The sequence below is a fragment of the Gardnerella vaginalis genome (assembly GCF_001546485.1).
GTDB classification, from domain to species: Bacteria; Actinomycetota; Actinomycetes; order Actinomycetales; family Bifidobacteriaceae; genus Bifidobacterium; species Bifidobacterium vaginale_D.
In genome coordinates this window covers 1-10,018 of the sequence record NZ_KQ956851.1, presented here as the reverse complement: position 1 = coordinate 10,018, position 10,018 = coordinate 1, and the positions used below count along the sequence as shown (strand labels likewise).

The window sequence follows — 10,018 nt, the reverse complement described above, 5'->3', positions numbered from 1 at the left end:
CCAGTAACAAAAAAATGCGTCTATCCGTTACTGGCGCAGCGCGACGACTGCGCGCGTGTCTGAATTCGTGTACTTGCTGTGCACTTCAAATGGAAGCCCATAAAAAAGGAGGCGGTTTATGTTTCGTATGATATGCCAACGTTTGCTGCTTTTTATTGCGGCATTATTGTGCATTTCTGCGGCTGTTTTTCTTGCGCTTCGCGTGCTTCCTGGCGATGTTGCACAAGTGATGGCTGGTCTTAATGCTCCTCACGGCAAAGTTGAGCAACTGCGCGCTGAGCTTGGCTTGAATAAGCCGCTTTTTACACAATATTCGGATTGGCTTTGTGGTGTTTTGCGTGGCGATTTTGGTGTATCTATGTTGACTGGTCGTTCTGTAAGCACGACTATTGCTAGTCGCGCGACTATTACTTTTCCGCTGATTTTTTTGGGTCTTGCAATTGCGCTCGCAATCGGTATTCCTCTTGGCTGCTGGCAGGTAACTCGCGATGGAAAGCCAATTCAGGCGATTTTGCGTTTTGCTGCTCTTGCCGCAGGCTCTGTGCCAGCTTTATGGGGAGGTATGTTGCTTATTTTGTTGCTTGGTCGAGGTGTAGGTGTGGCGAACTTACTGCCGACGCAAGGTTTTCCGACGGATGGTTGGAGCGATTTTTCTGAAGCGTTTTTGTCGCTAGTGTTGCCGGCAATTACAGTTGGAATTATTGTTGGTTCTAGTTTTATGCGCTACACAACAGCTGTTCTGGAGAATATTGCGCATAGTGAGGTTCTGACTCAGGCAATGGCTTGTGGTATGACGCGTAAGCAGGCTGTGTGGCGAGTTGGTTTGCGTTTGGCGCTTCCGCAGCTGGTTTCTGTTGTTGGTTTGACTTTTGCTCATATGGTGATGGGTGTGATGGTTATTGAAAACCTATTTTCGTTACCTGGTATGGGTATGGGGATGATTCGTGACGTTGGTTTGCGTGATTTAATTGCCGCTCAGGGTGAGCTTTTTATGCTGGCTGCGTTGTTCTTGCTTATTGGCTTAGTGATTGATATTACGCATCGTCTGCTTGATGCTCGACTATCTGAAGATGCAGTTGAAGGTTAATTTTTGGTGATTATGTTGGTGATTATGTTAGTTGATTATGTTGAGGTTTCAAGAAGGTGATGTTGTGAGCAAGACACAATCCGCAGCTCGTCCCGCGGCTCGTACCGCAGCACAATCTGCAGCTCGTCCTGCAGTGCAATCTGCAGCGCAATCTGCAGCGCAATTCATAGCGCAATCAACTATGCTCCAACGCATCTGGCATGCAACTTTCGGTAAATTCGTGTGCACTACGCTTGCGCTTTGGCTTGCTATTGCTGTTGTATCCTTGTTTTGGACGCCTTACGCTCTTGTGAAAACAAATGGCTACGAAGTGTGGCAGAAGCCTTCGTTTGCGCATTGGCTTGGCACGGATGGCACTGGTGCAGATATGCTGAGCTGGCTTATGGCAGGCTCTAGAATTGAGCTTGTGTTAGTCGTCTGCACGGTGTTGGTGTCGGCTGTCATCGGTGTGGTGTTGCTGAGTTTGATGATCGCTCGTTTTCGCTTGGTTCGCGCCATAAGCATTATGGCAGTGGATGCGCTTATTTCTATTCCGACTGTGCTAATTGCGTTGATGCTTGCTGTGCCAATGGGTGCAAGTGTTGCTGTGATTGTGCTTGCTTGCGGTGTGGGTTATGGTTTGAATTTAGCGCGTATTGTGCGACCAAGTGCCCAGCTTGTTTTGCAATCGGATTACGTTAATTCTGCAATTTCTCAAGGTGCTTCAAGACGTTATATGTTATTCCGTCATGTTTTGCCTAATATTATGCCTGTTGCGTTTGTGCAGCTTTCTCTTTCTGCAGGAACGGTGATTTTAGCGGAAAGTGGCTTAACGTATTTAGGTGTTGGTGTTCCTTCTGGCGTACCGAGTTGGGGGCGTGTGTTGGCAACTTCTGTAACGCTTATTCATGTAAATCCTTTGGCTGTTGTGTGGCCTGGTTTGATGGTGACTGTGGTTGTTGTGGCACTGAATCTTTTAGGCGATGTATTGCGTACAGCATTACATCCTTCTGCGAAACTGCCGAAATTACGAAAAATTACGAAAAATCAACAAGAACTGCCAAAAAATCGCCAATAACTACGAAAGCTACGAAAACTACGAAAGCTACGAAACTGTAAAGCTGCAAAAGGGTAAAGGAATAAAGTAGGCGCACAATGAGCTTAGATATTCAAAATCTTGTGTTACGTCTTGATGAACAACTCATTCTTGACCGTGTATCACTGCATGTTAACGATGGTGAGCGAGTTGGCTTAGTTGGTTCTTCTGGTTCTGGCAAGTCTATGCTTCTTCGTGCTGCTACTGGTTTGCTGCCAGTTCGCGCTCAAGTTTCTGGTTCGTGTGTTCTAGGGAGCATGCAAACGGTTGGTGCTAGCGATGAAAGTCTTGCGCATTTTCGTGGGAAATACGTGGGGGTGGTATTTCAGCAGGCGAATCGCGCATTAAATCCAATGCTCAGTGTTGAGGAGCAGATTTCGCTTCCTTTACGCATCCACTATCATCTTGATGCTGATGATGTTCATAATCGTGTGCTTACTATGCTTGATAAAGTTGGTTTGCCGCAGAATATTGCTTCTCAACGCACGTTTGAGCTTTCCGGCGGTCAGCAGCAGCGAGTTGGTATTGCTACTGCGCTTATTACTTCTCCTCGCTTGATTTTGGCTGATGAGCCTACGACTGCGCTTGATTCTGTTACTCAGCGCGATGTTGTACGCATGCTGGCGTCACTTGTAGACGATATGGGTGCTTCGATGCTTTTTGTAACACATGATTTTTCGGTGCTCTCTCACGCTGCAAAGCGTTGCTATGTGCTTGATTCTGGGCGATTGGTTGATAGTGCAGATGTGCAAGATTTGCTTGAAAATCCACATGTAACTTCAACGTTGCAATTGGTGAGTGCGGCTAAAAAGTTGACGTTGCGCTCGCAAAAATTGGATTCTACGAAAGTTAATTCAATAAAATTTACTGCTGAAAATAGTAATATCGAAAATAGTAATATCGAAAATAGTAATAGTAAAAGTAGTAATAGCGAAAATAATAATACTGAAAATAACAATATCGAAAATAATAATAGAATTACGAAAGATAGTGGAAATAGTACAGATTTAGCACTGATTGTAGCGAAAAATATTCACGTTATTTTGGGGCATGGAAAGCGTTGTGCAGAAGTGCTGAAGGGTGTTGATGTGTGCGTTCGCGCAGGTGAATCGTTAGCGATTATTGGTGGATCTGGTTCTGGTAAAACAACGCTTATTCGCTCAATACTAGGGCTTCAAGAAATTTCTGCTGGAAGTATTGCGTATGATGGGAAAATCCTGCATTCTGTGCATTCGACAAATAATACGAATAGTGCAAATAATGCAAATTGCGTAAGTAATTCTACGGATACTCAGAATTACGTAAATAATTCCACAATCCTCTCGAAGTACAAAAAAATTTCAGCTTATGATATGCTTCGTAAAGAAACTTCTCTTGTTTTCCAGCATCCATTTGCGGCTTTAGATCCGCGTTGGACAGTTCGCTCAAGTGTTGCAGAACCGCTTGAAATATGGCGAAAATCGTTGCGATTAGACAATGAAACTATTTGTCAGCGAGTTGATAACGCGTTGATATTAGTGGGCTTGCCTCCCAAAGATTTTGCTGAACGCTACCCTCACGAACTTTCTGGTGGTCAAGCACAATGCGTTTGTATTGCTCGCGCTTTAATCAATAATCCGCGCGTTTTGGTTGCAGACGAGCCAATGAGCGCAATTGATGTTGCTGAACGCACTCGTATTCTCGACGCTTTTGCTGCTATTAGAAAAGAACGCCCAACAATGTCCTGCATTTTCGTAAGTCACGATTTAGGAATGATTCAGCATGTAGCAACGCGTGTTATGGTGCTTCATGATGGGGAAGTTGTGGAATCTGGCAGCGTTAGCGATGTACTGAATCGTCCTCAACATGATTACACGCGTGCGCTTGTGAACGCAGCAAGTATGTAAACTGAAATCTCTCAACTAACAAATCTTTCAACTAACAAATCTTTCAACTAACAAATCTTTCAACTCATTAGGCGACTCGTCTACTATAGAAGTAGTCAGTACGCTAAAGAGTACGTTGTTTATTGTGTAGTTACATGAAGGGACTATTTATGAGTGAACAGAATGCCTCGCGACCTCGTCCAGAGAGCTTTGAACTCGATCACACGAAAGTCAAAGCACCTTATGTGCGTTATATCGATACGCAACAAGGTCCTCATGGTGATGTTATTTCTAATTATGATATTCGCTTAACACAGCCTAATGAGGAAGCGATTCCTACAGCTGCTTTGCATACTATTGAGCATACAATTGCGGTGTTGCTTCGTGAGCGTATTGACGGTTATATTGATTGCTCGCCGTTTGGTTGCCGTACTGGTTTTCATTTGCTTACGTGGGGTGAGCATAGCACTGAAGATGTGGCGCGCGCTTTGAAGGAATCGCTTGAGTTTATTGCGTATAAAGCCACTTGGGATGATATTCCTGCAACAACTATTACATCTTGCGGCAATTATAGAGATCATAGTTTATTTGGTGCGCGTCAATGGTGTAAAGATATTCTAGCGAAGGGAATTAGTTCGGATCCTTTTGAACGCAAGATTGTGTGAGCAATCTCAACTAACTTTGCGTGACTTGCGTAGTCTTGCGCAATTTTATTTGGTTTCTTTGAGAGGTTGGTATGGAAGATATAACATTAAGAAAAGCAACGCTTGGCGACTTGCGAAATATTGAGCATATTTATGAAAATGCTCGCAAATTTATGCGCATTACTGGCAATCCGCATCAGTGGGGGAATAGTTTTCCGCTTGCCTCAAGCGTTATTGAAGATATTCGTTTAAAACGTTTCTATGTGATTGTTGATGAAGATCCTGAATCAGGTAGCGAGCGTATTCTAGCGCAATTCGCATTATGTGAGGGCATTGATGAAGTGTATGCCAGCATTGACGGCGCGTGGCTTGATGATGTTTCTCCTTACGTAACTATTCATCGTTTAGCATCGTCAGGCATAAAACCGAAAATGGCAACAGCGTGCTTGCATTGGGCGCAGCAGCACTATAGCAATGTGCGCATTGACACGCATCCAGATAACGTAATTATGCAAAAAATAATTACGCGCGCAGGTTTTAGTCGTTGTGGATTAGTTGTTATTCCAGATCGAGCACACAGCGCAACACGCATTGCGTATCAATGGCTGCAATCACGCAATCATGTGCTATGAAATGCGCATATGTTCTTAAAAAAGCTTATGGAGAGTATGCAAAAGAGCATGTAGCATGAAAAGCATACTAAATCAGTTAGGTGAATTATGAGTACAGATGTAAGTAATACGGCAAGTAGTAGTGCAAGTGGTAGCGCAAGTAATGCGGCAATATTAGAAGCGAACTATGCTCGTGCTTTACACACATACCCCGGTCAGGTAATCGTTGATTTGAAAGCACTTCGAGATAATATGCGCACGTTAGTTGCGCGAGTTTCGCAAGATTTGCAACCTGGTCAACATGCGCCGGAAGTTATGGGAGTCGTCAAAGCAGACGGGTACGGTCACGGGCTTATTCCGAGTGCACTCGCTGCTTTAGCTGGAGGTGCTACTTGGCTTGGCACAGCGCAGCCCTATGAGGCGTTACGTTTGCGTGAAGCTGGTATTGATTCAAGTCGATGCCATATTCTCACTTGGCTTACGAGTGCTCCAACTACTCGTTTCGCAGATTTAATTACTGCAAATATTGATATTTCTGTAGGTTCTATTGATTCACTCGACGCTGTGGCTTGCGCTGCGCGCGCTTTGGGAAAGCCTGCGCGCGTACACGTAAAAGTTGATACCGGTTTCGGGCGAAACGGTTTTACTCCAGCCGGTTTTAGCGCCGCTTTAGAAAAATTGCAGCAATACGCTAGCGACGGCGTGATTGAAGTTATTGGGCAGTGGAGTCACTTAGCAGTAGCAGATTCGCCAGACGTTCCAGAATTTGTAGAAGCAACCGACCGACAAATTCAGCAATTCCACGAGTTTACAAAGCGAATGAGTGAAGCTGGTTTAGCGCCTCAAATCCGCCATTTAGCGAATACTGCAGCAACGCTTAACCGTCCAGAAATTCGTTTTGAGTTGGTACGACCAGGAATTGGTTTGTACGGCTATGAGCCAGATCCTGCAATGGGGGATTCACAAACGTACGGATTGCAGCCAGCCATGACACTTCAAGCGCAACTTGGCACAGTAAAAACCGTAGAGGAAGGACATGGAATTTCCTACGGACGTACGTATTTGACTCCACATAACACGAGCACTGCTATTGTGCCGCTTGGGTACGCTGACGGCATTTTGCGTTCTGCTTCCGGATTTGACATGCAAGGTGCGCGTCATATAGATAAGCCGGGTGGACCGGTGCGCGTGGAAACTAACAAGGGTGCGCGAGTTTTGAACGTTTCTGGGCGAGTTTGCATGGATCAGTTCATAGTTGATGTAAAAGGCGATGCCGCAGAATTAGGTGTACGAGAAGGCGATACTGTAACGCTTTTTGGTCCTGGAAGAGGCTTGGAATTTGCTGAGCCAACTGCCGACGATTGGGCGAAAGCCGCGGGAACAATCAGCTACGAAATTATGACTGGAATCGGTGCTCGCGTGCCGCGTTTGTACCGCAATGCTTATGAAGTGCTATCTTCTAGCGATATTGCAAAACTGGACGAGAAAAGTCTTATATAGCTTGTTGCGCTTGTTTTAGAAGGTTAATAAAGTAGCCTTCATTGCAAATAAAAGAGGTGTTGTATGTGCGACGAAGTAATTGATTCAGACAACGAAGCTGTTGGCGAATACGATTTGCACGATACTGAACGTTGGGCGAGCGAACCTCATCACACTCGTGCTAGAACGCCATTCGAGCGTGATCGCGCGCGCATTATTCACTCTTCAGCGCTCCGTCGTCTGGGTGCAAAAAGCCAGGTGTTGGTTGCAGGTTCGGACGATTTTGCTCGAACTCGCCTAACGCATACGCTGGAAGTTGCGCAAATTGGTAGGCAAATTGCAGCAATGCTCGGCTGTGATCCAGATGTAGTTGATTGCGCATGCTTATCGCACGACTTAGGTCACCCACCCTTTGGACACAACGGTGAGCGCGCGCTCGCGGAATTAGCAGAAAATATTGGTGGATTTGAAGGTAATGCGCAAACTCTTCGCCTGCTTACCCGCTTAGAACCGAAAGTTTTTCGTGAAAACGGCAGGAGTGCGGGAGTAAATCTTACTCGTGCAGCACTTGATGCTGCAGTGAAGTATCCGTGGGGGTTAGAAGAAGCTAAGGCACACGACAAAGGCGAGCGCGATTTGAAATTCTGCGTATATCCGGATGATCGTGAAGTATTTGAGTGGCTGAAACTTGAGGCACCACACGAATCGAAGCCGATGGAATGTCAAATTATGGATCTTTCGGATGATATTGCTTACAGTGTGCATGATGTTGAAGATGCAATTGTAACCGGCGCTTTTAACCCCGCTTTAGTGGCAGATACAAGCGTAGTGGATCAGGTTATTAGCGAAATGCATGCTTGGTATGGCAAACAGTGGGATGCAGATAAGCTTTTGGCGGCGTTGCAACGCTTACGTGCGCTTCACATGTTCCCTGACTCGTTTGATGGTTCTAGGCGTGCTTTGGCGCAGTTGAAAAATATTACCAGCGCGTTGATTGGTCGTTTCGCGTGCTCTGTTGAGCGTGCTACGCGTAAGCGTTATGGTACTGAGCCATTAATTCGTTACCGTGCGAATGTGGTGATTCCAGAAGACACGTCGTATGAGATTGTGATGCTGAAAAGTTTGGCTGTGCATTTTGTGATTGAGCCGCGTTCGCACGAGTCTTATGAGCGTGAACAGAAGATGCTGAAGGATTTAGTAGAAGTGTTTATGAGCAAATCACCACGACCGCATGACGCTATGGAAGCTGTGTTTGTTGGTGATTGGAATGAGTGCACGAATGATAATGAGCGGCTTCGCGTGGCGATTGATCAGGTGGCAAGTCTTACGGATGGTTCTGCTGCAACGCTTCACGCGGCTTTGTGCTAAAAGATGCTGGGTGGCTGCAGTGCGCTGGTTAGCTGGCGGTGCGCTGGTTGGGATAGCACTGTGTTAGTTGGGATAGCACTGTGTTAGTCAACTGCTCATCGTGTGCTCATGAATACATACCCTTATTTTATTAAAAATACTCGTATTTGATAGTTGCATCTTTGAAAGATTTATGCACAAATCAGTGAGCTAGTGGAGCGAACGTGTGCACGTTGAGAATGCTTAATCTGAATACTATGCGGAACCACAGTACTGACATACTATGCGGAACTACGATTTACGGTATTTGTCTGTTCTTCATAGCTACTGATGGATGTGAATATACTCTCTTCAGCCACGCTTATTTACGCAGTCTTACGCCACACGGACACGATGGCGTTTTTTATAAAATATCGCTGCTTATTCTTGATTTTTGCCCAGGGTAGGGGGTATGTTGAATATATGAGCCGGCCATTGGTCGGTTTATGACTGTACCGAAATTGCCCCTAATATGATTTCGGTAAGCAAATTCATTGCACGTTTACGCGTGAGAATGAAGAAGAAAGGAAAATTATGTTAAGTAAAAAGGCGATTGCCGCATTCGCTGCTGGCGCTACGCTTGTTTCAGGCTTAGCACTTGCCGTACCTGCGTTGGCTGAAAGCAGTAATGGTAATCAGAATACTAAAGAGACGCTTGCAGAGCAGCGTGGTAAAGCATTCCACGATATGTTTGAAGCTAATGTGAAATATGTGAATGCTTTGAATAAGAATGTAAGGGTGGCTCGGATGCTCCTTCTCCTGAGGAACTTGAGACTCTTAAGAAGACTGCTGAAAGTAAGCAGCAGGAATCTGAAACAGTAGCCAAGAAAGATGATGAAAATGATAAGGCTGCTGCTATTGCTGCGGCTGAGAAGTTTGGTTTGCCGAAGAATGTTATTGATTCTTTGAAAGATTATGCTAAGAGCAATAATGCGGCTGCTGTAGCAAAGCTTCTTGAGCAAGGTAAGAAGAATGCTCTTGAAGAGGCGGCTCAGAAGGCTGCGGCTAAGGGTCTTTCTAAGGACGTTGTAGCGAAGATTCGTAAGGCTGATAGTCTTACTGCTGCTAATGCTTTGACCACTGCTGAGAAGCCAAAGGCATGGGCTACAAAGCTTGAGACTCGTGTGAAGAATGCTGGTCTTCTTAAGAGTGAGACTGAAGAGCTTGTTAATTATGTTAATCTTCATGGATACTTCGCTCTCAAGTCAGCAGATCAAACTGAGACTGTTGAGTATGTGAATTCTAAGATTGTTGAGTATCGTGCTAAGCATCTTGATGTTGTTGGCTTGCATGATCTTGCTAAAGCTGTACGCGATGCTAAAGATTTTAATAGTTCAGTTTCAGCTTTCTTTGGTACTAAAGCGAAGCCTACGAAGGATGAACGTAGTAAAGCTGAAAGTGCTTACAAGACTGGTAAGGATGCTTTAGTTAAGAAAGCTAAAGAAAAAGGTTTTGATTCTGTCGCAAAACAGATTGAAGAATCTCAGTATGATACTTTGGATACTTTGGCTAATTGGATTAAATTAGCTGATAGGTCTGTTATTGAAAAAGTAGCTGTACAGGCTGAGAAGGAAGGCTTGTCTTTCACTGCTAAGTATATTCGTAAGGCTAAGACTGTTGAGGTTGCTAAGGCTCTGCTTGCTGAGGCTGAGAAGTCTGCTATTAAGACTTTGTCGCAAAAGGCTGAGAAGGAACTGCTTCATGAGGCTGCTCAGCAGATTCTTAAGGCTAAGACTGTTGCAGATGCTCGTCAGATTCTTGCTGCTGCTGAAGTGACATTGACTAATATTCCTGCTCCAGTAGTTGATGAGCCTGTTAAGGACATGACTCAGACTCCTAAGGAGGAGGAAGAGCCTACTAATCCGATGTTT

At 45.0% G+C, this 10,018-nt stretch carries 8 protein-coding genes and 1 pseudogene; all 9 read left to right on the top strand.

The window, feature by feature from the left end:
- The first annotated feature begins 118 nt into the window (after window positions 1–118).
- Entirely contained in the window at window positions 119–1,087 is a 969-nt protein-coding gene (locus HMPREF3208_RS02825; RefSeq protein ID WP_064347128.1) for an ABC transporter permease, read from the top strand.
- Window positions 1,088–1,268: 181 nt separating this feature from the next.
- The gene (locus HMPREF3208_RS02820) at window positions 1,269–2,144 is read left to right on the top strand and encodes an ABC transporter permease (RefSeq protein WP_064347130.1); all 876 of its coding nucleotides are present in this window, start codon (window positions 1,269–1,271) and stop codon (window positions 2,142–2,144) included.
- Window positions 2,145–2,221: 77 nt separating this feature from the next.
- A complete protein-coding gene (locus HMPREF3208_RS02815; RefSeq protein WP_064347126.1) occupies window positions 2,222–4,048 on the top strand; it encodes an ABC transporter ATP-binding protein in 1,827 nt (608 codons plus the stop codon).
- Between the two features lie 149 nt (window positions 4,049–4,197).
- The gene (locus HMPREF3208_RS02810; RefSeq protein ID WP_064347124.1) at window positions 4,198–4,692 is read left to right on the top strand and encodes an S-ribosylhomocysteine lyase; all 495 of its coding nucleotides are present in this window, start codon (window positions 4,198–4,200) and stop codon (window positions 4,690–4,692) included.
- Window positions 4,693–4,763: 71 nt separating this feature from the next.
- Entirely contained in the window at window positions 4,764–5,303 is a 540-nt protein-coding gene (locus HMPREF3208_RS02805; protein WP_064347123.1) for a GNAT family N-acetyltransferase, read from the top strand.
- Between the two features lie 87 nt (window positions 5,304–5,390).
- The gene (gene alr / locus HMPREF3208_RS02800) at window positions 5,391–6,782 is read left to right on the top strand and encodes an alanine racemase (RefSeq protein WP_064347122.1); all 1,392 of its coding nucleotides are present in this window, start codon (window positions 5,391–5,393) and stop codon (window positions 6,780–6,782) included.
- Window positions 6,783–6,845: 63 nt separating this feature from the next.
- On the top strand, window positions 6,846–8,129 hold the full coding sequence (locus tag HMPREF3208_RS02795; protein ID WP_064347121.1) for a deoxyguanosinetriphosphate triphosphohydrolase: 1,284 nt from the start codon (window positions 6,846–6,848) through the stop codon (window positions 8,127–8,129).
- A gap of 552 nt (window positions 8,130–8,681) precedes the next feature.
- Entirely contained in the window at window positions 8,682–8,969 is a 288-nt protein-coding gene (locus tag HMPREF3208_RS06875; RefSeq protein WP_064347120.1) for a hypothetical protein, read from the top strand.
- 59 nt (window positions 8,970–9,028) lie between these two features.
- Window positions 9,029–10,018 (top strand): annotated as a pseudogene (locus HMPREF3208_RS02785) (hypothetical protein); the annotation flags it as partial.

What these genes read in the sequence shown, in the direction of transcription:
- HMPREF3208_RS02825 (WP_064347128.1), top strand. Translation starts at nt 119, where the DNA reads ATGTTTCGTATGATATGCCAACGTTTGCTGCTTTTTATTGCGGCATTA.
- HMPREF3208_RS02820 (WP_064347130.1), top strand. Translation starts at nt 1,269, where the DNA reads ATGCTCCAACGCATCTGGCATGCAACTTTCGGTAAATTCGTGTGCACT.
- HMPREF3208_RS02815 (WP_064347126.1), top strand. Translation starts at nt 2,222, where the DNA reads ATGAGCTTAGATATTCAAAATCTTGTGTTACGTCTTGATGAACAACTC.
- HMPREF3208_RS02810 (WP_064347124.1), top strand. Translation starts at nt 4,198, where the DNA reads ATGAGTGAACAGAATGCCTCGCGACCTCGTCCAGAGAGCTTTGAACTC.
- HMPREF3208_RS02805 (WP_064347123.1), top strand. Translation starts at nt 4,764, where the DNA reads ATGGAAGATATAACATTAAGAAAAGCAACGCTTGGCGACTTGCGAAAT.
- alr (WP_064347122.1), top strand. Translation starts at nt 5,391, where the DNA reads ATGAGTACAGATGTAAGTAATACGGCAAGTAGTAGTGCAAGTGGTAGC.
- HMPREF3208_RS02795 (WP_064347121.1), top strand. Translation starts at nt 6,846, where the DNA reads ATGTGCGACGAAGTAATTGATTCAGACAACGAAGCTGTTGGCGAATAC.
- HMPREF3208_RS06875 (WP_064347120.1), top strand. Translation starts at nt 8,682, where the DNA reads ATGTTAAGTAAAAAGGCGATTGCCGCATTCGCTGCTGGCGCTACGCTT.